This is a genomic window from Streptomyces sp. NPDC059852, from assembly GCF_042731455.1.
In the GTDB taxonomy this organism is placed as follows: Bacteria; Actinomycetota; Actinomycetes; order Streptomycetales; family Streptomycetaceae; genus Streptomyces.
The window spans coordinates 135,089-158,248 of the sequence record NZ_JBHWJK010000007.1; the positions used below are offsets into that span (position 1 = coordinate 135,089).

General features: G+C 72.7%; 18 protein-coding genes. 9 read left to right on the top strand and 9 right to left on the bottom strand.

Features of this window, described 5'->3' with window-relative positions; translation table 11 throughout:
* Window positions 1-2 precede the first annotated feature (2 nt).
* Complete coding sequence (locus ACFV46_RS11670) at window positions 3-608, bottom strand: molybdopterin-dependent oxidoreductase (RefSeq protein WP_361936261.1); 606 nt, start codon at window positions 606-608, stop codon at window positions 3-5.
* A gap of 221 nt (window positions 609-829) precedes the next feature.
* Here ACFV46_RS11670 and ACFV46_RS11675 point away from each other — a divergent pair, with 221 nt between their 5' ends.
* On the top strand, window positions 830-2,119 hold the full coding sequence (locus ACFV46_RS11675; RefSeq protein ID WP_385497893.1) for a molybdopterin-dependent oxidoreductase: 1,290 nt from the start codon (window positions 830-832) through the stop codon (window positions 2,117-2,119).
* Window positions 2,116-2,616, top strand: a complete 501-nt coding sequence (locus tag ACFV46_RS11680; RefSeq protein ID WP_385497894.1) for a hypothetical protein — start codon at window positions 2,116-2,118, stop codon at window positions 2,614-2,616. The genes ACFV46_RS11675 and ACFV46_RS11680 overlap by 4 nt, the downstream gene beginning before the upstream one ends.
* Here the strand turns inward: ACFV46_RS11680 and ACFV46_RS11685 are convergent.
* The gene (locus tag ACFV46_RS11685) at window positions 2,600-4,069 is read right to left on the bottom strand and encodes a glycoside hydrolase family 76 protein (protein ID WP_385497895.1); all 1,470 of its coding nucleotides are present in this window, start codon (window positions 4,067-4,069) and stop codon (window positions 2,600-2,602) included. The two genes, ACFV46_RS11680 and ACFV46_RS11685, sit on opposite strands and share 17 nt — an antisense overlap.
* Window positions 4,070-4,171: 102 nt before the next feature.
* On the bottom strand, window positions 4,172-4,366 hold the full coding sequence (locus tag ACFV46_RS11690) for a hypothetical protein (RefSeq protein WP_385497896.1): 195 nt from the start codon (window positions 4,364-4,366) through the stop codon (window positions 4,172-4,174).
* A gap of 189 nt (window positions 4,367-4,555) precedes the next feature.
* Here ACFV46_RS11690 and ACFV46_RS11695 point away from each other — a divergent pair, with 189 nt between their 5' ends.
* The 5 genes from ACFV46_RS11695 (at window position 4,556) to ACFV46_RS11715 (ending at window position 10,897) form a co-directional block, all read left to right on the top strand.
* Complete coding sequence (locus tag ACFV46_RS11695; RefSeq protein WP_385497897.1) at window positions 4,556-5,848, top strand: sensor histidine kinase; 1,293 nt, start codon at window positions 4,556-4,558, stop codon at window positions 5,846-5,848.
* The gene (locus tag ACFV46_RS11700) at window positions 5,836-6,492 is read left to right on the top strand and encodes a response regulator transcription factor (RefSeq protein WP_361936276.1); all 657 of its coding nucleotides are present in this window, start codon (window positions 5,836-5,838) and stop codon (window positions 6,490-6,492) included. The genes ACFV46_RS11695 and ACFV46_RS11700 overlap by 13 nt, the downstream gene beginning before the upstream one ends.
* A gap of 119 nt (window positions 6,493-6,611) precedes the next feature.
* Window positions 6,612-7,544: a CPBP family intramembrane glutamic endopeptidase gene (locus ACFV46_RS11705; protein WP_385497898.1), complete on the top strand. Its 933-nt coding sequence runs from the start codon at window positions 6,612-6,614 to the stop codon at window positions 7,542-7,544.
* Between the two features lie 44 nt (window positions 7,545-7,588).
* Window positions 7,589-8,356, top strand: coding sequence for an ABC transporter ATP-binding protein (locus ACFV46_RS11710; RefSeq protein WP_385497899.1), 768 nt, complete (start codon window positions 7,589-7,591; stop codon window positions 8,354-8,356).
* Window positions 8,357-8,359: 3 nt separating this feature from the next.
* Window positions 8,360-10,897: an FtsX-like permease family protein gene (locus ACFV46_RS11715; RefSeq protein ID WP_385497900.1), complete on the top strand. Its 2,538-nt coding sequence runs from the start codon at window positions 8,360-8,362 to the stop codon at window positions 10,895-10,897.
* Between the two features lie 70 nt (window positions 10,898-10,967).
* Here ACFV46_RS11715 and ACFV46_RS11720 read toward each other — a convergent pair whose 3' ends face one another.
* The 3 genes from ACFV46_RS11720 to ACFV46_RS11730 form a co-directional block, all read right to left on the bottom strand.
* Window positions 10,968-12,710: a ThuA domain-containing protein gene (locus tag ACFV46_RS11720; RefSeq protein ID WP_385497901.1), complete on the bottom strand. Its 1,743-nt coding sequence runs from the start codon at window positions 12,708-12,710 to the stop codon at window positions 10,968-10,970.
* A gap of 17 nt (window positions 12,711-12,727) precedes the next feature.
* The gene (locus ACFV46_RS11725) at window positions 12,728-15,577 is read right to left on the bottom strand and encodes a PQQ-dependent sugar dehydrogenase (protein WP_385497902.1); all 2,850 of its coding nucleotides are present in this window, start codon (window positions 15,575-15,577) and stop codon (window positions 12,728-12,730) included.
* 282 nt (window positions 15,578-15,859) lie between these two features.
* Window positions 15,860-16,648, bottom strand: coding sequence for an SAM-dependent methyltransferase (locus ACFV46_RS11730; RefSeq protein ID WP_385497903.1), 789 nt, complete (start codon window positions 16,646-16,648; stop codon window positions 15,860-15,862).
* Window positions 16,649-16,852: 204 nt separating this feature from the next.
* On the opposite strand from ACFV46_RS11730, the gene ACFV46_RS11735 reads away from it, so the two are divergent.
* The gene (locus tag ACFV46_RS11735; protein WP_361936291.1) at window positions 16,853-17,398 is read left to right on the top strand and encodes a GNAT family N-acetyltransferase; all 546 of its coding nucleotides are present in this window, start codon (window positions 16,853-16,855) and stop codon (window positions 17,396-17,398) included.
* Between the two features lie 20 nt (window positions 17,399-17,418).
* Here the strand turns inward: ACFV46_RS11735 and ACFV46_RS11740 are convergent, their stop codons facing one another.
* From ACFV46_RS11740 to ACFV46_RS11750, 3 genes are all read right to left on the bottom strand, one after another.
* On the bottom strand, window positions 17,419-17,733 hold the full coding sequence (locus tag ACFV46_RS11740; RefSeq protein ID WP_385497904.1) for a LuxR family transcriptional regulator: 315 nt from the start codon (window positions 17,731-17,733) through the stop codon (window positions 17,419-17,421).
* A gap of 73 nt (window positions 17,734-17,806) precedes the next feature.
* Window positions 17,807-19,138, bottom strand: a complete 1,332-nt coding sequence (locus tag ACFV46_RS11745) for an SGNH/GDSL hydrolase family protein (protein ID WP_385497905.1) — start codon at window positions 19,136-19,138, stop codon at window positions 17,807-17,809.
* 429 nt (window positions 19,139-19,567) lie between these two features.
* Window positions 19,568-20,098 (bottom strand): ester cyclase, encoded by a 531-nt coding sequence (locus tag ACFV46_RS11750; protein WP_385497906.1) that lies wholly within the window; start codon window positions 20,096-20,098, stop codon window positions 19,568-19,570.
* 548 nt (window positions 20,099-20,646) lie between these two features.
* Between ACFV46_RS11750 and ACFV46_RS11755 the strand changes: the two genes are divergently transcribed.
* A complete protein-coding gene (locus tag ACFV46_RS11755; protein ID WP_385497907.1) occupies window positions 20,647-22,914 on the top strand; it encodes a M4 family metallopeptidase in 2,268 nt (755 codons plus the stop codon).
* Window positions 22,915-23,160 lie beyond the last annotated feature (246 nt).

Sequence of the window (23,160 nt, forward strand, 5' to 3'; positions counted from 1 at the left end):
CGTCAGTCCCCCCAGTGGCGCTGCTCCCGCCAGGGGTCGCCGTAGTCGTGGTAGCCGGCGGTCTCCCAGAACCCCGGTTCGTCGTCGTGCGTCAGACGCAGCCCGCGCACCCACTTCGCGGACTTCCAGAGGTACAGGTGCGGCACCAGCAGACGGGCCGGGCCGCCGTGCTCGGGGGAGAGCGGGTAGCCGTCGTAGGTGTGCACGAGCCACGCCTTGCCGTCGAGGAGATCCTCGAGCGGCATGTTGGTGGTGTAGCCGCCGTAGCTGTCGACGGCGGCGTACTCGGCGGCGGTCTCCACGCCGTCGAGCAGCGTGTCGAGGCTGACCCCTCGCCATCGCGTGTCGAACTTCGACCAGCGGGTCACGCAGTGGATGTCGTGCACCGAATCCTCCTGCGGGAGGGCCATCATCTCGTCCCACGTCCAGGCGCGTTCGTCTCCGGTCTCCGTGGTGACCGTGAACGTCCACGTCTCGGTGGGCACGCGCGGAGTCGGACCCGCCGAGAGGACGGGGAACGACTCCGTCGGGTACTGCCCGGGCGGCAGGCGGTCGGTGATGGACGTGGAACGCCTGCGTCCGTGGAATCCGGGGGAAAGAGAACTCACGACTGGTCTCCCTGGAACGGTGACACGTCAGCCCGCGCTAAGGACCCGTTCCTCACACTATTGGGCAGACGGGCGCCGTCGGCCACTCGCCGGACGGTCCCCGTGCGGGACGTGCGGCGTCAGACTTCCGTCACCTCGGCAAAACCCTCCCTTGGCCGACCGCGCCCTACTGTCCGGGACTGTCAGCACCGCCGCCCTCCCGGAAGCCGAGGCCCGCTCCCATGACCGACCGACGTGCCCTGCTGGACCGGCTGCCCGTGTCCCCGCGCTTCTGGCGCAGCCCTCTGCGCGGGACATGGCTGACGTCCGTCCTCGGAGTCGTCCTGCTGGCCGGGGTGCCGCTGCTGTTCGTGACGGGCCTGCTGTCGTACGCCGCCTACAACCCCGATCTGTCGCCGCTGAACGACAAGACGCCGGACAAGGGCCTGCTGGGCTTCTACCTCTTCTCCTGGCCGACCGATCCGCACTGGCTGTACCGCGTCACCCAGGGTGTCCACGTCACGCTGGGCGTGGCACTGATCCCGGTGCTGCTCGCCAAGCTGTGGTCGGTCATCCCCCGGTTCTTCGCGCTGCCCCCCGTGCGGTCCGCCGCACAGGCACTGGACCGCCTGTCCCTGCTGTTCCTGGTGGGCGGCGGCCTGTTCACCTTCCTCACCGGCGTCCTCAACGTCCAGCTCGACTATGTCTTCCCCGGCTCCTTCTACCGTCTGCACTTCTACGGCGCCTGGGTCTTCTTCGCCGCCTTCGCCGCCCACGCCGCGCTGAAGATCCCGCTGACCGTCCGCGCGTTCCGGGAGCACGGCGGCCCACTCGCGTACATCCGCTCCACCTCCGCACCGGTCTCCTCCGCGAACGACGCGCTGACCGCACCCGACCCGGCGCCGCCCACGCTGTCGCGGCGCGGACTGGCCGGGCTCGTCGGAGGCTCCTCGCTGCTGCTGCTCCTCACCACGGCCGGTCAGAGCGTCGGCGGGCCGCTGCGCCGCACCGCGCTGTTCGCGCCGCACGGCGGCGGCGACCCCGGAGGCGGCCCCAACGGCTTCCAGGTCAACAAACCGGCCGGCCTCGCCGGCGTCACCGCCGCGCAGACCGGGGAGGCCTGGCAGCTCGTGGTGACCGGCCCCGGCGGTCAAGTGCGCTTGTCCCGCGCGGACTTGCTCGCGATGCCCCAGCACACCGCGGCCCTGCCCATCGCCTGCGTCGAGGGCTGGTCGACGGAGGACCAGCTCTGGCGCGGAGTGCGGCTGCGCGACCTGGCCGCGCTGGTGGGGTACGAGCCCGGGGACGCACCGGACGTCCTGGTGGAGTCCTTGCAACTGCACGGCTCCTTCCGCCGGGCGGCCCTGCGCCACAACCAGGTGCGCGACCCCCGCTCCCTCCTCGCCCTCCAGGTCAACGGCGCCGACCTGTCGCCCGACCACGGCTACCCGGCCCGCGTCATCGTCCCGGCGGCGCCCGGCGTCCTCAACACGAAGTGGGTCGCCCGGCTGTCCTTCGGGAGGGTGCTGTGACGCACACACCGGACACGCGGAGCGTGGGCTTGTGGTGGCGCCGCTGGTACGGGGCGGGCCCCGGCCACCTGCTGCTGACCGCCGCCTCCCTCGTCCTCGTCTGCTACGCGGGCCTGCGCCTGCTGGGCGCCGACGAGTGGATCACGGTGGTGTACTGGGTGGTCGGCGCGGCCCTGGTGCACGACCTGCTCCTCGTCCCTCTCTACGCGGCGATCGACCGGGTCCTGCGCGCCGTGCTCGCCCCCCACCTGATCAACCACGTGCGCTGGCCCGCCACCGCCTCGGCCCTGCTGCTCCTCGTCTGGTTCCCGCTGATCAGCCGCGGCGTGGACCGCTACGAGCGCGCCACCCTGCTGCCCGCCGACGTCTTCCTCGTCCGGTGGCTCCTCGTGACGGCGGCGCTGTTCGCCGTCTCCCTGGCCGTGGCGGCGCTGCGAGCCGTGTCACGCCGCCGGCGCACCGGGGACGCGAACACCGGTGCTAGGGGGCCGCGTTGAGCAGATCCAGCGCGCTCTGCTGCCGGGCCGCGTCCACCGTGTCGACGGGGCCGGACCAGCGCAGTCCGTACTGGTCGAGCGGGGTGCGGTCGGTGCTGTGGGCGCGGTCGGCCTGGCGGCGCAGATACGCCGTGTAGGGGTGGTCCGGCAGTGCCGCGTCCAGCTTGCGCAGCCCGCGCACGTGCGCGCCCTTGAACGACGGCCCGTCGGCGCCGCAGTCACCGCCCTCGCACGGGTCGCGCAGGATGCCGTCACCGGTGTGCAGCGAGGGCGCGGTCGTCGCGGCGTCCCCGATCCGCCGGGCCCGGGTGAGCAGATCACCGTCGCCGGTGGCGCGGTGCAGTTCGGTGAGGGCGCCGAGCAGGACGCCCTGGTTGTAGGACCAGACGGGCTGGCCGTTGTTGCGGCAGGTGGACAGGTCGATGCCGTCGTCGACCAGCTGGGAGGCGTTGATCATCCCGGTGCCCTGGAACCACGCCCAGCCGGCCCGGGCGCGGTCCCGGTACGTCGTGTCGCCGGGGATGCGGTTGTGCAGGGCGGCGTTGAGGTGGATGTAGAGGGAGTTGGCGATGGCGTTCTTGTAGGTCCGTGCCGTGCTCCACCACACGCCGCCCCCGCAGGTGCCGTCCCAGTACGCCGCCATGTGCTCGGCGTCCGCGCGGGCCGTGGCGAGGTAGCGGCCGTCCCCGGTCAGGTCGTACGCGGCGATCCAGGCCAGCCCCCACCAGCCGGTGTCGTCGATGTAGTCGTTGCGGAACCGCCCGCCCTGCGCGGTGACGTTCAGGTCGTAGGTGCGGGCGATCGCGTACCGGTAACTCCCCGTCCCCGACACACGGATGGTGTCGATGACCGCGGTCAGGGCGTTCGCCGAGTTCCACCAGCCGGTGGTGGCGAACAGGCCCGTCGCGTACGAGTAGAACGTCATCAGCCCGGTGGCCGCCGCCGTCCGCCGGTCGCCGGCGTTCCACGTGGTGCGCGCCCACGGCGTGCAGGCGATCTCGGTGCGGTCGCCGGCCCTGCCGCAGGCGCGCAGCGCGCCGACGCCGTGGCCGTCCCAGTCGTCCACGTTGTACATGAGCGTGCGCCAGCCCCGCCGGCCCGCGGGTACGGTCGTCGCGCCGAGCCTGCTCCCCGCGCTCCAGGAACGCCCGCCGTCGAAGGACCGGTCGAGCCACACCTCGTCACCCGCGTCGCCGTTGTCGAGGGACGCCCAGCCCATGGCGTCGGCGTCGTCGAAGTGCAGGACGATCGACCGCCCGAACAGGGAGGCCGTCACCGGCGTGCGGTCGCCGGGCGAGAGGGCGGGGTCGCGGGCGTCGCAGTACGTGTTGCAGACGGCCGCCCGCGGTGCCGCGCCCGCCGCGGAGGCGGTCTGCGGGGAGAGGCCGACGAGGAGCGCCAGGGCGCACAGCGCGGCCCACGGGGACCGGAGGAGCGTTCGCGCGGGAGTCATGGGGCCTCCCTGCCTTCGGACGAGAGAGCGCTCCCGGAACGTAACGGCGGGGGTGAGGGTCGTCAACGGGTCGCGTGCGCACCACCGTTGAGAGACGGCTGGTCAGCTGTGCTCGCGCCACCGCCGCACGGCCAGCGTCGCCGCCGTCACCGCGGTGAACGCCCCGAAGCCGAGGTTGACGGCGGTGTCGGCGCCGGCGACGGACGCCACGGCGTTGCCCACGACACTGAGGACCAGCGCCGGCCACAGCAGGACACGGGCGAGGCCGTCGTGGGCGGTCGGTTCGGGACGGGTCATGGCTCCTCCGGCGGTACGGACGGTGACGGTGGGGTGAGGCACCACCGACGCTAGGCGGCGCCGCCCGGCCCGCCGATCCCGCAGGCACCCGGCCCGGGGTACAGCAGGCACCACCTCCCGCCGGGCCCGGCCATGGCGATCCGCGGCCTCTTATAAGGTCGATCGCTGTGCTCGACGGAAGGAGTGGGCATGCCGAACGGCGACGATCACCCGGGCCCAGGCCGCCGGGACCACCTCGCGCGTGCCGTGAGGGACGCGCTGGGCGCGATGCGGCAACTGGTCTCCGGCCTCCGTACGGCCTTCCTCGCGCTGCTCGTCCTCCTCCTGCTCGTCCTTTGCGCACTCACCACCCCGCTCGGCGTGGGGCTGCTCGCGGCGCCGGCCGCCCTGCGCGCCCTGCACGGCCTGGCCGGGCGCGAACGCGTCCGGCTGGCCCGGTTCGGACCCGGGGTCGTGGCGCCCGAACCGCCCCCGACCGCCCCGCGCGCCGCCCTGCACGACCCCACCACCCGCCGTGAACTGCGGTGGCTGGCCCGGCATGTCGTCGTGGGCCTGCCGCTGGGACTGCTCGGCTTCTGGCTGCCGATCCTCGCCGTACGGGACCTTCTGTTCCCGCTGTACTGGCGGTTCGTCCCCGCCGACGCGACGGCCACGTCCATCGGCATCGGCTCGTCCGCCTCGTGGGCGGACGCGGTCGCCGTCGCCCTCCTCGGCGTCGGCTGGATCGCCATCATCCTCGGCCTCGGCCCCGCGATGGCCCGCGCCCAGGCGAACCCCGGGCGGCGCCTGCTGGAGGCAGGACCGGAGACCGACCTCTCCCTGCGGATCGCGGAGCTGACCGCCACCCGCGCCGCCGCCCTGGACGCCCACGCCGCCGAACTGCGCCGTATCGAACGCGCCCTGCACGACGGCACGCAGAACCGGATCGTGTCCGTGACCGTGCTGCTCGGCGCCGCCCGCCGGATGGTGGCCCGCGACCCGGACGGCGCGCAGGAACTCCTGGAGCGCGCCCAGTCCGCGGCGGAGCAGGCGCTGGCCGACCTGCGGGCCGTCTCCCGCAGCATCCTGCCGCCCGTGCTGTCCGACCGCGGCCTGGCCGGGGCGCTCACCGGGCTCGCCGCCGAGTGCGCCGTACCGTGCCGCGTCGACGTGGACGTGTCCCGGCGCTGCGCCGCCTCGGCGGAGGCGACTGCCTACTTCGTCGTCGCCGAGGCCCTCACCAACATCGCCAAGCACAGCGGCGCGACCCGCGCCACCGTCACCGCCCGGCTCGCCGGCGAACGGCTCCTGCTGAGCGTCGCCGACGACGGGCACGGCGGCGCCACGGCCCCCGCCGAGGTGTCCGGCGACGGCGGGCCCGGCACCGGCTCCGGGCTCGCCGGCATCCGGCGGCGCGTCGCCGCCCACGACGGTACGTTCCGCCTGACGAGCCCGCCGGGCGGCCCGACAACCCTGGAAGTGGACCTGCCATGCGGATCGTGATCGCCGAGGACGACCCCCTCCTGCGCGAAGGGCTGGCCCTGCTGCTGCGCGCCGAGTCCCTGGACGTGGTCGCCACCGCCGGCACCGCCGACGACGCGCTGGACGCCGTCGACCGTCACGAGCCGGACGTGGCCATCCTCGACGTCCGGATGCCGCCCACCCACACCGACGAAGGCATCCGCGCGGCCGTCGAGGCACGCCGGCGCCACCCCGCGCTCGCCGTGCTCGTCCTGTCCGCCTACGTCGAGCAGAGCTTCGCGACCGAACTCCTCACCGGCGGCGTCGGCGGGCTGGGATATCTGCTGAAGGAACGCGTCGGCCGGGTCGAGGAGTTCCTCGACGCGCTGCGCCGGGTCGCCGGCGGAGGCACCGCCATCGACCCCGAGGTCGTCGCCCAGCTGTTCACGCGGTCCCGCCGGGACACCCGCCTGGAACGCCTCAGCCCCCGCGAGAAGGACGTCCTCGGCCTGATGGCGGAGGGCCTCGGCAACAGCGCCATCGCCGAACGGCTCGTCGTCACCGACGGGGCCGTGCACAAGCACATCCGCAGCATCTTCGCCAAGCTCGACCTGGCCCCCACGGACCAGCTGGACCGGCGGGTCGCGGCCGTCCTGCACTACCTGGAGGACGCCCGCCGACGCTGAGGGAACCGCCCGGGGTACAGCCTGCTGTACCCCCACTCGGGGTGTGCGCGGCAATGATCCGCCGCGCTCCCGGTGGTGTGCTGAGGACACGTCATCAGCGACCGCCGAGAGGACCCGCAGTGAGTACCGAGACCCCCGCACGGACCAGCACACCACCGGCCGGCCGCACGGAGAGCACGCTGCGCGGCAGCATCCGCCGCCACCCGCTGACCTGGTTCTTCACCCTGGCCTACGGACTGAGCTGGGTGGCCTGGCTGCCGTACGTCCTCTCCGAGAACGGGCTGGGCGTCTGGCACTTCACCTTCCCCGGCGGCGCCGGCGCCTCCCAGATCACCGGGGTCCTGCCCGGCGCCTACCTCGGCCCCATCGGCTCGGCGCTGCTCATCATCGCCCTCACCGAGGGACGCGCCGGACTGCGTACCTGGCGGGGCCGCATGACCCGGTTCAAGGTCGGCGTGCGCTGGTACCTCGCCGTCCTCGTGTCGGTGCCGCTCGCACTCACCCTGGCCTCGGCCGCGCTGTCCGGCGACGGCCCCGCGCAGCCCTCCGCGACCGTGCTGCTCGCGTTCCTGCCCGGTCTGGCCGCCCAGATGATCACCACAGGACTCGCGGAGGAGCCCGGCTGGCGCGAGTTCGCGATGCCCCGCATGCAGCGCCGCAACGGGCCCCTCGCCGCCACCCTCGTCGTCGGTGTCCTGTGGGGCTGCTGGCACCTGCCGCTGTTCCTCACCGACTGGGGCGGCGGCGCGGACGTGGCCTGGATCGAGCCGGTGGAGTTCGTCGCGACGGCCACCCTGTTCAGCTTCGTGATGACCTGGGTGTTCAACCGGTCCGGCGAGAGCATGCCGCTGGTCATGCTGCTGCACTGCGGGATCAACAACTACTTCTCCGTGGCCGGGGAGGACCTGTTCCCCGGGATGTCCCACGCCGACGTGACCCACGCCTTCTTCCTCGCCTCCCTCGCCGCCGCGGTCGTCACGCTCGCCGCCACCCGCGGCCGCCTGGGCCTGCCGAAGTCGCAGTCGGCCCTCGTCGGCACAGCAGCCGGCTGAACCGGCTCCCCACACCAACTCCTCAATTCCGGAAGGCGTTTCCCATGCACCCGTCGTCCCCGGCCGCACCCGCGGTCACCCTGGAAGGCGTCACCAGGACGTACGACGGCGAGCAGCCCGTCACGGCCCTCGCCGGCGTCGACCTCGACTTCCGCGGCGGCACCTTCACCGCCGTGATGGGGCCGTCCGGCTCCGGCAAGAGCACCCTGCTGCACTGCGCCGCGGGTCTGGACCGCCCCACCTCCGGCCGCGTACGGATCGGCGGCACCGACCTGTCGGCGCTGTCGGAGAAGCACCTCACCGAACTGCGCCGCGGCCGTGTCGGGTTCGTGTTCCAGGCGTTCAACCTGGTGCCGGCCCTGACCGTGGAGCAGAACATCCTGCTGCCGTCCCGGCTGGCCCGCAGCGCCCCCGACCCGCGCCGGCTCGCGGAGATCGTCGAACGCGTCGGACTGGGCGCCCGGTTGACGCACCGGCCCTCCGAACTGTCCGGCGGACAGCAGCAGCGGGTCGCGATCGCCCGCGCGCTGGTCTCACGCCCCGAGGTCGTCTTCTGCGACGAGCCGACCGGCGCCCTGGACACCCGGACCGCCGCCGAGGTCCTGGCCCTGCTGCGGGCCGTCGTCGACGACGCCGGCCAGACCGTGATCATGGTGACCCACGACCCGGTCGCCGCGTCCTACGCCGACCGCGTCGTCGTCCTCGCCGACGGACGCGTCGTACGGGACATGCCCCAGCCCGGAGCCGCCGGCATCGCCGAACAGCTCGCCCGGCTCGGCCGTCGGCAGTACGCCGTGCACGGGGAGGGCTGAGCCGTGCTGTCACTCGCCGCGCAGACGCTGCGTTTCCGCAAGGGCGGTTTCGCCGCCACCTTCCTCGCCCTCGCCGCCGGTGTCGCCGTCCTGATGACCTGCGCCCTGCTCGTGGAGTCGGGACTGCGGTACCACGGCACCCCCCAGCGCTACGCCCGGACCGTCGCCGTCGTCGCGGACCGAAACCTGACGATCACTCAGAAGGTGCTGAGCGAGGAGGAGTCCACCACCCTCACCCTGCCGGAACGCGGCAGCGTACCCGGCTCCCTCGTGACCCGGATCGCCGAGGTGCCGGGTGTGTCGAAGGCGGTGGGCGAGCGGTGGATCCCGGCCGTGTCGCCGGCCGCGCCGGACACCCCCCTGACCGGGCACGGCTGGGCGAGCGCCACGCTCGCCCCGTACGAACTGGTCGCCGGATCGCCGCCGCGGGGCGACGGCGACATCGCGGTCGACTCCCGGCTGGCGGACACAGCGGGGCTGCGCCCCGGCGACCGCACCGAGATCGTCACGGGCGGCCGCACCCTCACCCTGAAGGTCAGCGGTGTCGTCGAGGCTCCCGGCGCCGCCGGCAGCGGCAGCACGCTGTTCTTCACGGACGCCCGGGCGGCCCGCCTCGACCCGCGCCCCGCCCGGTTCGACGCCATCGGCGTGCTCGCCGAACCCGGCGCCGACACACCGGCCGTCGTCGCCGCGGTCCGCCGCGCCGCCGACCGTGCCGGAGCCACCACCTATGTCGGCGCCGACCGCGGACTGGCCGAGGAACCCGAGGCGGCCGCCGCCCGGGACCTCACCGTCCAGGCCGGCAGCGCCTTCGGCGGCTACGCCGCCGTCATCATCGTGTTCGCGGCCGCCTCCACCGTGGGCCTGTCGGTGCGGCACCGCCGCCGGGAGCTGGCCCTTCTGCGGGCCGTCGCGGCGACCCCCGGCCAGGTCCGGACGATGATCCTCGCCGAGGTGGGCCTGCTCAGCGCCCTGGCCGCGGTCGTCGGCGTCCCCGCCGGTCTGGCCGCCACCGGCCGGCTCCGCGACGAACTCGTCGAACGGCACTTCGTCCCCGGCACGTTCACCGTCCAGGGCGGCCTGCTGTCCGGCCTCGCGGTCACCGCCGCCGTCGCCCTGGTCGCCCTCGCCACCGCGTGGATCGCCGCCCTGCGCACCACGCGGATCAGGCCGACCGAGGCGCTCGGCGAGGCCGCCGTCGACAAGGGCCTGGGCGGCCGGACCCGCCTGGTGTCCGGGCTGGTGTTCCTCGCCGCCGGGGTGTCCCTGATCGGGCTCACCGGCGCCACCGGCGGTGACACGGCCCTCGGCGCCGCCATCGGCATGCTCTACACCTTCGTCCTCGCCATCGCCCTGCTCGCCCCCTGGATCAACCAGGGCGCCGCCCGCCTCCTCACCCCCGTCCTGCGCACGGTGTGGGGCAACAGCGGCTACCTCGCCGCCGCCAACCTGCGGGCGGGCGCCCGCGGCATGGTGGCCGTCCTGACCGCGCTCGTGCTGTCCATCGGGCTCGGCGGCACCGTGTGGTTCCTCCACGACAACCTCCAGCGCCAGACCGAGGCCCAGTCCCACGACGGCACCCGCGCCCAGCACGCCCTCGTCAGCGCGACCGGCCTGCCCGCGTCCGCCGCCGACCAGGCCCGCCGCATCCCGGGCGTCGAGGCGGCCACCGGAGTACGGCGCACCGGAGTCGTCGTGCGCGGCGGCCTGGAACCGCAGACCGCGGTCGCCCAGGGCATCGACCCGAAGGGCGCCGACCGGACCATGGACCTCGGCGTGCGGTCCGGCGACCTCGAAGCCCTCGACGGCAGGGACACCGTCGCCGTGTCCGCCTCCCTGGCCGGGGCGGCCGGCTGGGAGGTGGGCGACCGGGCACGCCTGTGGCTCGGCGACGGCACGCCCACCACCCTGCGCGTCGTCGCCGTCTACGACCGCGGCTTCGGCTTCGGTGACGTCACCCTCGGCAAGGCCACCCTCGCCGGGCACACCCGCACGAGCCTCGACGACCACGTCCTCGTCCGCACCGCCGACGGCGCATCCCCGGCCGAGGTGAGCGCCGCGCTCGCCGGCCTCGCCCGCCAGTACCCGGGGGCCGGCGTCACCGGCACGGACCGGCTGACCGCAGAACTCGGCGCGGACCTCGCCGTCAGCGCCTGGCTCAACCGGATGCTCATCCTCGTCCTCGTCGGCTACGCCGTCCTCGCCGCCGCCAACACCCTGATCATGGCCGCCCTGGCCCGCACCAGGGAACTGTCCCTGCTGCGCCTCGTCGGGGTGACCCGCGGACAGATCAAGCGGATGGTCCACGCCGAGCAGGCCGGGCTGCTGGGCGTCGCCCTCGCCATCGGCGGGACCATCGCCGCCGTCACCCTGTCCTCGGTCGTCAACGCCGTCACCGGCGAACGCGTCCCGTACGTGCCCGCCCTCGGCTGGATCACGATCGGCGCCGGCACGGTCACGCTGGCCCTGGTCGCCGTGCTCCTGCCGATCGGCCGGGTGCTGCGCGTCAGCCCGGTGCGGGGGATCGGGCTCCGCGAGTAGCCGCCCGTGGAAGGCCGCCGGCCCCCGCTCGCCCGGTGCGAGCGGGGGCCGGCGTCGTCGGATCCCTCGGTCACGGCAGGGTCCATTTCTGGTTGGGGCCGGTGTGGCAGGTCCACAGGTGGACGGGGGTGCCGTCGTTCCAGGTGCCGCCCGAGGCGTCGAGGCATTTGCCGGAGGGGGGGTTGCGGACGGTGCCGTCGGTCTGGGGCACCCATTGCTGGGCGCCGGTGCCGTTGCAGGTCCACAGCTGGATCTTGGTGCCGTCGGCGGTGCCGGCGTTGTCGATGTCGAGGCATTTGCCGAGGGCGCGGACGGTGTTGTCGGTGCCGACGGTCCAGCGCTGGGCGGCGCTGGTGTTGCACGTCCAGATCTGCACCTTGGTGCCGTCGGCGGTGCCCGCGTTGGCGACGTCCAGGCACTTGCCGTTCACACCCCGCACCTCACCCGTGCGCGGGCCGGACGGGCTCCCGGCCTGCTTGATCCGGACGTTGCGGAACGCCACCTCGTCGCCGTCGCCGTGGTTCTGCAGCCCGATGTGCCCCTGCCGCAGACTGCGCGCCGGATCCGTGTTCGTGAAGTCGTTGATCCTGCGCCCGTTCAGGAACACCTCCAGCCGCTCCCCGGTGACCCGGATCTCGTACGTGTTCCAGCTGCCCGGCGGATTCAGCGCCGCGTCCCGGGCGGCGAGGTCGGCCGACTTGAACCCGTACACGGATCCTGTGGTCCGGTCGGCGCTGTCGGTGGCGTCGATCTGGATCTCGTAGCCGTTGTCCACCGCCGACCACGGGTCGTCGGAGGCCGGGAAGCCCACGAAGACACCGGAGTTGGCGTCGCCGGTCATCCGCCAGTCCAGCTTGAGCGAGTAGTCGCCGGTGAACTCCCTGGCGTCGTACCAGAGCAGGCCGAGCCCGCCGTGCGAAGTGAGGGTCCCGTCGGCCAGCGTGAAGCCGCCGGGCCCCGCCTGCCTCCAGCCGGACGTGCCGCCGCCGTCGAACAGGGACGTGTAGCCGGTCTCCGGGCGGCAGTCGGCCTGGACGAGCCCGGCGGCCCAGCGGACCCCTCCGAGCAGATGCCGGCGGAAGGCAGGGTCCGCGTACGACTCCTCGGTGTGACCGCCGCCGGTGTAGAAGGCGCGGCCACCGGCGTAGTCCTTGCACCAGGCGATCGGATGGTCGCCGGACATGGTGCCGCCGGAATAGCTGGACTCGTCGAGCGAGGCCAGCACATGGGCCGAACTTCGGGGATTGGTGCGGTAGTTGTACCACTCGTCGGTGCGCTGCCAGGTGCGGCCCAGCTGGGCGGTGGCGTCGTGCGCCCGGTCCTCGACCTTGACGGTGGCCGGCTGGATCGCGGGGTGGGACTGGAAGAGCGCGCCGGCCAGGCCCTCGTAGAAGGGCCAGTCGTACTCGGTGTCGGCGGCGGCGTGGACGCCGACGTACCCGCCGCCCGCGCCGAGGTACTGCTCGAACGCCGTCTGCTGGGCGCCGTCCAGCACGTCGCCCGTGGTCGACAGGAAGACGACCGCACGGAACTGGCTCAGGTTGGCCGCGGTGAAGGCGCCCGCGTCCTCGGTGGCGGTGACGGTGAAGTTGTTCGCCGCGCCCAGGTCACGCAGTGCGGCGATGCCCTCGTCGATCGAGGAGTGACGGAAGCCCGCCGTCTTGGAGAAGACCAGGACGCGGTAGGCGGGGTCGGCCGCGGGCGCCGCGACCGGCGCGTCCGGTGCGTCGCCCGGCAGCGCCGCGGCCTGGGGAGACATGCAGAGCGCGGCGCCGGCGAACAACGCGGTGGCCGCTTTGAGCAGAGTGCGCATCACGAGGTGCCTCCCTTCTACGGCAGGGTCCATTTCTGGTTGGGGCCGGTGTGGCAGGTCCACAGGTGGACGGGGGTGCCGTCGTTCCAGGTGCCGCCCGAGGCGTCGAGGCATTTGCCGGAGAGGGGATTGCGGACGGTGCCGTCGGACTGTGGGGCCCACAGTTGGGCTGCGGTTCCGTTGCAGGTCCACAGCTGGATCTTGGTGCCGTCGGCGGTGCCGGCGTTGTCGATGTCGAGGCATTTGCCGAGGGCGCGGAAGGTGTTGTCGGTGCCGACGGTCCAGCGCTGGGCGGCGCTGGTGTTGCACGTCCAGATCTGCACCTTGGTGCCGTCGGCGGTGCCCGCGTTGTCGACGTCCAGGCACTTGCCGTTCACACCCCGCACCTCGCCCGAACGAGCGCCGCCGGAGGCGGTGCTGAAGGAGAAGTCGTCCACGTCGAACAGGGCGCCGCTGCCACCCTTGAAGACGAGGAAGAGGGGGGTCGACGCGGCCGGCTGGTTGCTCAGGGACGTCGTGACGTCCTGGAAGGTCTCCCAGCCGCCGGTGACGGGCACGGTCACCGTGCCGAGCAGTGTGCCGGTCGCGGAGCCGGTCCGCACCTCGATGGTGCCGCCGGCGCCCGCCGAGGAGACCCGTGCGGTGAACGTCCGGGCGTTCGCCAGGTTGTACGGCGTGAAGGAGATCCAGTCGCCGTTGTGGATCTCACCGACCGTACGGCCGCCGTGGGCCGGTGTCTTCTGGATGATCTGCACGCCCGCGGAGCCGCCGTAGTGCTCGGCCTGCCGGTGGCTGGGCTGGGTGACCCGCTGGTCGTGCGTCGTCAGCGCGGGCTGGCCCGCCGCGCCCTTGTCGGTGTACTCGGCGTCGACGACCCCGAAGATGTTGGCGTTCGGGTCGTGCTCCCCGTCCGCCAGGGTCTGGAGGGTGCCCGTGCAGCCGGTGGCGGAGGTCTGCGGATGCCCGTGACTGTCGTGCCCGATGATGAAGGTGACCTTCACCCGGGAGCAGTCGATCGTCCCGTCCTCCGGGTCGGTCACGGTCACCTTGAACGGGATGGCGGCGCCGAAGTCGTAGATCTGCCCGTCGGCGGGCGTGTCGATCCGCACGGTCGGGGCGGTGTTGCCGACGGTGATCTGCACGGAGGCCGTGGCGGACTTGCCGCCGGGGTCGGTGACCTTCAGCGTGGCCGTGTACTGGCCCTCGGCGGTGTAGGTGTGGGACGGGTTCGCGGCCGTGGAGGTCCCCCCGTCGCCGAACGTCCACGCGTAACTCAGCGTGTCCCCGTCGGGGTCGCTGCTGCCGGCCGACGAGAACGACACGGACAACGGGGCCCTGCCGGAGGTGACGCTCGCCTTGGCCTGCGCCAACGGGGCGCGCCCGCCCGTCACATGCTCGATGCGGTACAGCGCGGAGTTCTCGTCCCCGTTGAAGTACCCGGTGCCGTAGTCCAGGACGTACAGGGCGCCGTCCGGGCCGAAGGCCATGTCCATCACCTGGGTACCGGTCCAGGGGAAGGCGTTGATGGACTGCACGGTGCCGTCGCCGCCGGCCTCGATCCGCTTGATCCAGCGGCGGCCGAACTCGCCGGCGAAGAAGTCGCCGTCGTACTCCTGCGGGAACTTCACGTCCGAGGAGGAGGCGGCGTCGTAGCGGTAGACGGGGCCGCCCATGGGGGACTCCGAGCCGTTGCCGAACTCCGGGACCGAGTTGCCGTCGTAGGGGATCCAGGCAGGCTGGGCGGGCGGCAGTTCGGTCAGGCCGGTGTTGCGCGGCGAGGTGTTCCTCGGTGCCGCGCAGTCGAACCGGGCCCCGGACGTGCTGCTCGCGAAGTCGAAGTCCACGTAGGCGTCGTTCTTGCCGGTGCAGTACGGCCAGCCGAAGTTGCCGGCCTTGGTGACGCGGTTGAACTCGACCTGCCCTGCGGGGCCCCGGGAGGGGCTCGCGGTGCCGGAGTCGGGGCCGTAGTCGCCGACGTAGACGATTCCCGTGGCCCGGTCGACGCTCATCCGGAACGGGTTGCGGAAGCCCATCGCGTAGATCTCGGGCCGGGTCTTCGCGGTGCCGGGCGCGAAGAGGTTCCCGGACGGGATCGTGTACGAGCCGTCGGCCGCGACCTTGATCCGCAGGATCTTGCCGCGCAGGTCGTTGGTGTTGCCGGCCGAACGCTGAGCGTCGTACGCAGGGTTGCGGGAGGCGCGCTCGTCGATCGGCGTGAAGCCGTCGGAGGCGAAGGGGTTGGAGTCGTCACCGGTCGACAGGTACAGGTTGCCCGCCGCGTCGAAGTCGATGTCGCCGCCGACGTGGCAGCACAGGCCGCGGGAGGCGGGCACGTCCAGGATCTTCTTCTCGCTGGCGAGGTCGAGCGTGTTGTCGCTCTTCAGGACGAACCGCGACAGCCGGTTCACCCCGTCGAACGGCGTGAAGTCCGAGGCGCTCCCGTCCGAAGGGGCGTCACCACTTGGTGTGTTGAGCTTCGGGGCGTAGTACAGGTAGACGAACCGGTTCGACGTGAAGCCGGGATCCGCGGCGACGCCCTGCAGGCCCTCCTCGTCGTGGCTGTAGACCTCGAGCCTGCCCGCCACGGTGGTGGTGCCGGCCGCGTCGGTGCGACGGAGCGTGCCGTCCCGCGCGGTGTGCAGTACCGAGCGGTCCGGCAGCACCGTCATCGTCATGGGTTCGCCGGTCTCGGCGACCCCCTTGGCCAGGGTGACCTGCTGGAAGTCCTCGGCCGCCGCCGCGGGGGAGGCGGGCTCGCCGCCGGGGGAGGCGGCGGCGGGGCCCAGTGGCAGGGCCAGGGCCAGCGCGCACACCACGGCCGGCAGCGCCGTACGGACACGTCTGAGCGAGGGCGATCTCGTGCGCATGGAGTACTCCATGGGAGACGGGGTGGCGGCGGTCGCCGGAGGAACGCCGGACGGCCGCCGGTGGGGGGTTGCGGGCGCGCGCCGTCGCGCCGTCGAGCACAGGCCCACGGGTACCGTCGGCCTCATGAACGCTTCAATTCCCGGAAGTTAGCGGGCTTCGTCCGCGCCCGTAACCCCTTCCGCACAAGATCTCGCTACTTTTCTCATGGCGGAGACAAAGTGGCGGAGCCGGGCCCCGGCCTTCCGCGCGGTGCCCGGCTCCGCCTGCTTCGCGGAGGCGGCTCAGCGCACGCGCGCCACGCCCGCGTAGATGCCGCTCGGCTCCGCCTCGGCAGCGGGGGAGGACGGCGCCCACTCGGTGGCCGTCACCAGGCCCGGCGCCACGAGGTCCAGCCCGTCGAAGAAGCGCTCCACCTCCGGTCGCGGCCGGAACGCGAGCTGGATGCCGCCCTTCGCGTACTCGGCGACCACCTGGTCCGAGAGCTCGGGGAACAGGTCGGACGAGGCGTGCGACAGGATCAGGTGGCTGCCCGAGGGCAGGGTGTCGACCAGGGCGCGGACGATGCCGTGGGCGTCCTGCTCGTCGCTGATGAAGTGCATCAGGGCGATGAGGGACAGCGCGACGGGCCGGTCGAAGTCCAGGACGCGCCGGGCGTGCCTGACGATCGACCCCGGGTCGCGCACGTCCGCCTGGATGTAGTCGGTCGCCCCCTCGGGCGCGCTGATCAGCAGCGCCTCGGCGTGCCTCAGGACGATCGGGTCGTTGTCGGCGTACACGACCTTGGCGGACGGCACGACGTGCTGCACGACCTGGTGGAGGTTCGGCTCGGTGGGGATGCCGGTGCCTATGTCGAGGAACTGGCCGGTGCCCTGGGAGGCGAGCCAGGCGGCGGCCCGGTGCATGAACTGCCGGTTCTGCCGGGCGCCGTCGCGTGCCTCCGGAGGCAGCCGCTCACCCACCGCCTCGTCCACGGGGTAGTTGTCCTTGCCGCCGAGCAGCCAGTCGTACACACGGGCCGGATGGGCCCTGCTGGTGTCGATCTGCGGGGACGGCTGGGAATCGGTCGTCATGTCAGCTCCATCGCGCCGGTGGGGGAGAACGGACCGCGGTTCGCGGGACGATCTTACGTCGCTCAACCATCTTGCGTGTATGCACCGGGAGTTGGCGAGGAGACCCGGCCGCCTCGTAACGGGTTGCGCTCCCGGCACCCCCCGTGGCCGGTGCCGTGCCGGGTCGGCACACGGACGGAACCGGATTCCCCTAGCCTGCCGTGCATGACCGAACCCGACCTCGGACCCGTCACCTGGCCGCCGGCACCGATCAGGACCGAACGGCTCGTGCTGCGTGCCGCCGAGGCGCGGGACAGGGCGACCTTCATCGAGCTGCTGGCGTCACCGGAGGTGCACACCTACCTCGGAGGTCCCCGGGAGCGGGACGAACTCGAGCGGGAGGTGCCCGCGGTGCCCGAGCCGTGGCCCGGAAGCTTCGTCGTCGAGCTCGACGGGCGGATGATCGGGCACGTCCTGGTCCGGAGGGTCACCGAGCACCGCACGGCGGCGGCCGTGGGGAAGGTCGACCTCGGCTATCTGTTCCTGCCCCGGGTGTGGGGACACGGGTACGCCGTCGAGGCGTGCGCGGCGGCGCTCGGCTGGATCGACGCCTTCCTGCCCGGTGAGCCGGTGGTGCTCGCCACGCAGACCGCCAACGCCCGCTCCCTGCGTCTCGCGGCGAAGCTCGGGTTCACCGAGGTGGAGGTGTTCCGGGCGTGGGGCGCCGAGCAGTGGCTCGGCCGGCGGGCTCCGGTGGCGCCCGCCGGGTGACCCGGGCTCTGCGCGACGCCCTACCGCCATCCCCGACGCGCGGCCTGCCACGCCGGCTGCATGCGGGCCGCCGCGCCGGCGAGTTCCATCCGGCGCTGGATGCGCCGCTGGACCGTGCGCCGGCTCAGGCCCAGCTGGGTGGCCACCTCCTTGCCGGCGACCCCGGCCACCGGCAGGGCGGGCAGACGCCCGGTTCGTCGCGGACCGCGGGTACGGCCGCCGACGCCGTACGTTCCCGCCACCGGCCCCGAGTCGTCGACGTCCAGTGGGACCGCGTCCTCCCAGTACCGCTCGACCCGTGCGATGGGGGCGGCGGGCGGATTGCTGTCCCGCATGACGGCGGCGGCCGGTTCGTCCGGGGCGGATTCCCCTGCGGGCCGACCGAAGTCACCGCCCCGCCGGGCGTGTTCAGCGGGACGCCGACGCCGCCAGCATGGGGAGCGACACGATGTCCGCGAGGGCCTGCTGACCGGCGATGTTGGCGTGCACGCCGTCCCCGGTGTCGTAGGGCGGGTTGATGCTGTTCGGCTTCACCGGGTCCCTCAGCACCTGGTCGAAGGGCAGCACGCCGTCACAGGTGCCGGCGCAGGTGTTCCACGTCGAGACGAACGTGCCGACGGTGTGCCGGTCCCGGTTGTTCTGGTCCGAGTAGCCGGGGCGCGGGGTGATGGGCGTGACGTACACCTTGACGCCCGCGGCCCGCAGCCGCCGGAAGACGTCCCGGTAGCTGTCCAGGATCGGCTCGGCCTCGCACCCGGCCGCGAGGTCGTTGGTGCCGTAGTAGTAGAGGACGCCGGTGACCCCGTGCAGGGCGAGGACGTCGCGTTCCAGGCGCGACACCGCGTCCAGTCCGCGCAGCGACGGATCCATGCGGGGGCAGGTGGCGGCGCTGGTGGTCCCGCCGATGCCGGCGTTGGCGACGGTGAACTGCCGGTCGGCGGGCAGCTCCTGGGCGATGCGTCGGGCGAGGCCGTCCGTCCACCGCAGGTTCTCGCCCGGACGCCGGCAGCCCGGCCCGCAGTCGGTCGACCCTGTGCCGTCGACCACCGAACTGCCGTACGCGACGAGCGTGCCGCGCAGCCGTGGGTCGTGCACGTCGACGGCGCTGACGAGATAGGTGGCGCCCGTCGTGCGCGTGTACGCGGTGCCCGAGGCGTCGGCGGTGTGGTCGCCGGAGCCGGGCGGGGTCAGGTAGTTGGTGCGGAACGCGCTGTTGTGGATGCCCGCGGCCACCGTGCCGGACACGGAGACGGACACCGCGATGTCGTCCTGGGCGGCCGTGCGGAACCGGGCCGGATCGCTCCACACCTCGCCCCCGGCCGGCACGACGACCGTGCGGCTCCCGGCGAAGGTGACGGGGACGGGGGCGCCGTCCGTCGCGGCGCCGGCACCGTCGCTGTGCGCGACGGTCGCCGCCGTCACCGTCAGCGGTGTCTTCCCGAAGGTGTTCTGCAGACGGACCCGGAGCGCGTCGCCGCCCTGGCTCAGATGGCTGATCATGCGCACCGACTGGTCGTTCAACTGCTCGGATGCGAGCCCCTGTTGGGAGCTCGCCCAGGAGGTGAACCAGCCTTTCGAGGCCGGCGGCCGCTGCGCCCCGGCGGCGCTGGGGGCGGAGGCGGCGACCACCGACGTCGTCAGCGCGAACGCGAGGGCGGCGGCGAGGCGGCCCGCCCGGAGGCGCCGGAGACGGCTGCGGCGGCCGGGGCGGTCGGGGACGCGGGGGAGAAGAGAGCTCATTGGTTCCTGTCCTTCCCGTGGGACGGGTGTCACGAGCGTGAAGAGCCTTTCCCCGCCCCGGTAAGGGCAACCCCGATCGATGACGGGTACAGGCACACGCCGTGCGTTCGTCGCCGGCGAAGTCGCCCGCGCGTCAGGCCCGTCGCTGCCACGGTGGGACGACGACGACCACGACACCGGACGGACGCCCGTACCGCCCCCGCACGCCGACGAACGCGCCCTGCTGGAGACGTGGCTGGACTCGATGACGCCGGCATCGAATCCGGCGCAGGCGGCCGCGGCGCCCTCGACCACCAAGGGTGGGCGGGTCTGCGCGTTCACTTCCCGGCGTGGACGCCCCGGGTGCAGCGCGCACGCAGTGCACCCGGGGCGTCTGCCACTGGGCTCAGGTCAGGGCCGTGTGCCAAGGCCGGGTGGCTGGCGCGGCGTCTACTTGGTGGTGGGGTGAACGGTGCCCGGGGGCGTCTCACCGCGGAGCTCGTCAAGGAACACGCCGAAGTTCCCCTCCGACCAGTGCTCCACGGACTGACCGTGTATGACGCGGTCGATGGAGATGCCGCTGAGCTGCACGTCTCGGCCGGACGCCGGGATGCCGAAGACCGTTCCGGTGTGACGGCCGGCGAAGCTCCAGCGGGTGACGACCTTGTCGCCCTCCACGATCTGGTCCAGGACGGTCATCTTGAAGCCGGTCAACCCGGCCTTGATGTCGAGATCACCCTTGAGCCAGTCCTCGCGATTCTCCGGCCCGTTGAACCCGTGGAGGACGAGGTCCTTGGAGATGTAGCGGTCGAAGCCCGCTGCCAGGTCGCCGTTGTAGCTGGCGTAGTACGCCGAGGTCACCTGCAGCGGCGACAGGTAGTGGTGAGGGGACTGGCCGGTCGGGCCGTGGTGCGTTCCCCGGCCCTGCGCCGAGGCCGGGACGGCCAGCGCGGTCATGGCCACGGCGGCGACGCCGATCATGACGCCGACCGTCTTCCGGCGTCGCCGCGGCGCCGGAGGACCGGCAGGGGTGGATACGGCCTCACGGGTCTTACTGAAGAACACTGAGCACTCCTGAAAGACGTAGCAGTCGGTGCCCGCTGACACCGATTTACTTGACGCATCAAGCATGCGGCGCTGCTTGACAGGGCGTCAAGTGTTTCGAGCGTGAGGTAACGCGCACAGGCTCCGGCCGCACACGCAGACGCTGGTGCCCCATCCCGGCCGAAAGTCCCTCCGCCCCGCCGCGCCATCCCCGAGGCCGAAATTCCGCGTACCCCGCGCCCATTTGCCCGACTTGCAGGGGCAATTCAAGCCGTCGCCTTGGCAGTCTCATGACAAATGCAAGGCTCCGGTGTCACCCTTCTGCTCGAGTTCACCGTCCGTCCACGAGGTCATCACGCGGCGGGCGTTCCCACCCCCCACCTCCTTCCACCCGCATGCCGTGCAGCGCAAAGGACCGGCCCACCCCGCCGGCCCTCTCGTCCACGGTCCCCACCCGGGCCGACCGTCGTCCTGAAGGAGTCACCTTGTCCCTGCGACACCGCGCCCTCGTCCGGCGCAGACGCGCAACCGGCATAGCCCTCACGGCAGTCGGGGCCCTGCTGGCCCTGGCCGCCCCCGGTCTCGCCGCCGCCGCGCCGGCCGACCCGGGACCCGCGAAGATCACCGCCACCCCCCGGGCGGGCGCCGCCCCGGCCTCCCTGACCCCCGCCCGCCGCACGGCCCTCATCAAGAGCGCCCAGTCGAAGGCGGCCGGCACCGCACAGCGGATCGGCCTCGGCGGCAAGGAGAAACTCCTCGTCAAGGACGTCGTCAAGGACGCCGACGGCACCACGCACACCCGCTACGAACGCACCTACGCCGGACTCCCCGTCCTCGGCGGCGACCTCGTCGTCCACGACAAGAGCGGCCGTACGACCGTCACCAAGGCCGGCAAGGCGACGCTCGCGCTGTCCTCGCTCAGCCCGAAGGTGACGTCCTCCGGCGCGGCCGCCAAGGCCCTCGGCGTGTCGAAGAAGGCCGACGTCAAGAGCCCCGAGACCGAGCGGGCGCCCCGCCTGGTCGTCTGGGCCGGCAGCGGCAAGCCCGTGCTCGCCTGGGAGACCGTCGTCGAGGGCGTCCAGAAGGACGGCACCCCCAGCGAACTCCAGGTCGTCACCGACGCCGCCACCGGCAAGCGGCTCCTGGCCGCCGAGAAGGTGCACACCGGGTCCGGCACGGGCCAGTTCGTCGGCCAGGTCGAGATCGGCACCACCCCGTCCGGCTCGACGTACCAGCTCATCGACCCGGACCGGGCCGACCAGAAGACGTACGACCTGAACCAGGGCACCTCGGGCACCGGCACCCTCTTCACGGACGACAACGATGTCTGGGGCAACGGGCAGCCCTCCAACCGCCAGACCGCGGGCGTGGACGTGGCCTTCGGCGCCGCGGCGACCTGGGACTACTACAAGGACACCTACGGCCGCAACGGCATCCGCAACGACGGAGTCGCCGCCTACAGCCGCGCCCACTACGGCAACAACTACGTCAACGCCTTCTGGCAGGACTCCTGCTTCTGCATGACGTACGGCGACGGCTCGGGCAACACCCACCCGCTGACCGCCCTCGACGTGGCCGCCCACGAGATGAGCCACGGTGTCACGGCCGCCACCGCCGGCCTGGTGTACTCCGGCGAGTCCGGCGGCCTCAACGAGGCCACCTCCGACATCTTCGCCGCGGCCGTCGAGTTCCACGAGAACCTGCCCGCCGACCCCGGGGACTACTTCGTCGGCGAGAAGATCGACATCAACGGCGACGGCACCCCGCTGCGCTACATGGACAAGCCGTCCAAGGACGGCGCCTCGAAGGACAACTGGAGCTCCACCCTGGGCGGCATCGACGTCCACTACTCCTCCGGTCCGGCGAACCACTTCTTCTACCTGCTGTCCGAGGGCAGCGGCCCGAAGACCGTCAACGGCGTCGCCTACGACAGCCCGACCTACGACGGGCAGCCCGTCACCGGCATCGGCATCGAGAACGCCGCCGCCATCTGGTACCGCGCGCTGACGACGTACATGACGTCGACGACCAACTACGCCGGTGCCCGCACCGCCACCCTGTCCGCCGCCGCGGACCTCTTCGGCGCCTACAGCCCGACCTACCTCGCCGTCGCCGACGCCTGGGCCGGCATCAACGTCGGCAACCGGATCGCGCTCGGCGTGAACCTGGCCCCGGTCGCCGACCAGATCAGCGGCGTCAATCAGGAGGTCGGTCTCCAGCTGGACGCCTACACCACCAACTCCGGGGCGAGCCTCACCTACGAGGCCGAGGGGCTGCCCGAGGGCCTGAGCATCAGCCCGACCGGACTGATCAGCGGCACCCCGGCCACCCTCGGCACCAGTGACGTCACCGTCACGGTCACCGACAGCACGGGTGCCACCGCCTCGGACACCTTCACCTGGCAGATCGCCTACGTCTACGCGAACAGTACGCGCGTGGACATCCCGGACAACGGGGCGGCCGTCCAGTCCCCGGTGACCATCACCGGCCGCGAGGGCAACGCCTCCGCGACCACCTCGGTGTACGTCAACATCGTCCACACCTACCGTGGTGACCTCGTCGTCGACCTCGTCGGCCCCGACGGCACCGTCTACCCGCTGCTCAACCGCAGCGGAGGCTCCGCCGACAACGTCGACCAGACCTTCACCGTCGACGCCTCGGCCGAGCCGCTCAACGGCACCTGGGCGCTGCGCGTGCAGGACCGGGCGTCCATCGACGTCGGCTACATCGCCCGCTGGACCCTCACCCCCTGACCCAGGTCACCGCGCGCCGCCGTCCGGACCCTTCGGGGCCCGGACGGCGGCGCCGTCACGAGGTGCGGCGGGCGACCGGCGGGCTGCCGATGACCAGCGGAAAACGCCCTCCGGCGCCCGGATACCATGTGCGCACCGACGGCGGTCCCACCCAGGAGGGCGCGCCGGGCGACGCGAAAGGTGGCTTGGTTGCCCATGACACATCGGGCCCAAAGGTGAGTTCCATATCGCCGCGGACCTCTCCGA